Annotated in this window: 1 protein-coding gene; it reads left to right on the top strand. The window is 44.4% G+C overall.

Annotation, left to right across the window (positions count from 1 at the left end):
- Positions 1 to 44: 44 nt before the first annotated feature.
- Positions 45 to 1,173, top strand: a 1,129-nt coding sequence (locus tag AB6C75_RS23545) for an ISL3 family transposase (protein ID WP_372109526.1), incomplete at its 3' end; no start/stop codon positions are given.

The following is a 1,173-nucleotide window of genomic DNA, read 5'->3' as shown; positions in this document are numbered from 1 at the left end:
GACGGCATACGAGATCCGAAGCGAGGTCTCGTGGGCTCGGAGATGTGTATAAGAGTCAGGGTTACATCGCCAAACACAACCTTTCACAAACTACCGTTTTCATGCCGAATAATACTTTCCTATCGTCATTCTGGGAAGGCTTTCAGATCGTAAAGTCTTATAAAACTGACTCATTAATCTCTATCACCTTAATTCCTGATACCGCAGCACACTGCTCTTGTGGTCAAGTTTCTGCCTCTATCCATGACACTCAGTGGAGAACGCTTAAGGATGCGATGATGCTAGGCACACCCGTTGAGTTACTCGTTCAGACTCGGCGCATCAAGTGTTCAAATTGTGGTATCAAGACTGAGTCTATTTCTTGGGTTAAGCCATATTCTCGCCTCACTAATCGGCTGATTGATTACATTGATAATCTATTACCATTGCTACCCATCAAACACATTTCAGAGCTTACTGGAGTGCACTGGCACACCATCAAAGAAATAGACAAGCAACGCCTCAAGCGTGTCGTACCTGAGGTTCCTTGGGGGGGCTTGCGTCAACTGGTCATGGATGAGTTTGCCATATTCAAGGGCCATCGTTACGCCACTGTTATCGCAGATGCACAAACGCATCAAGTACTTTGGATTGGTCTAGGTAGAAGTCGTAAAGACATACGCCCCTTCTTTGAGATGCTTGGAGAGCATGCTCAAAATATCGAAGTTGTGGCAATGGATATGAACACCGCTTTTGATCTAGAGGTTCAAGCTCATTGTCCAAATGCCCGTATCGTCTATGACCTCTTTCATGTCGTCGCTAAGTTTGGTCGAGAGGTTATGGATAGAGTTCGAGTAGATCAAGCTAACCAACTTAAAGATGACAAAAGTGCACGACGTTGGGTCAAGCGCTCACGCTGGGTACTACTGAAAAATAGAGAGAATTTAAATACCAAGCAACAAAGCTATCTGGATGAAATACTTGCGATTAACCGTGACTTAATGGTGACCCATTTACTTGGCGCTCAACTCAAGGAACTCTGGTACTGCGAATCGGAAAAACAAGCCCGAGACCTTTGGGAAATATGGTGGCAACAAGTTCATGAAAGCGGAGTAAAGCCACTCATAAACTTTGCTAGAAAGCTGAAACCGTACCTTCATGGGATAGTGTCTTCAGCTTTATATCACTTAAATA

The sequence above is a fragment of the Vibrio sp. 10N.237.312.B06 genome (assembly GCF_041464685.1).
Classification (GTDB): domain Bacteria; phylum Pseudomonadota; class Gammaproteobacteria; order Enterobacterales; family Vibrionaceae; genus Vibrio; species Vibrio tasmaniensis_A.
This window is presented reverse-complemented; position numbering and strand designations above follow the sequence as displayed.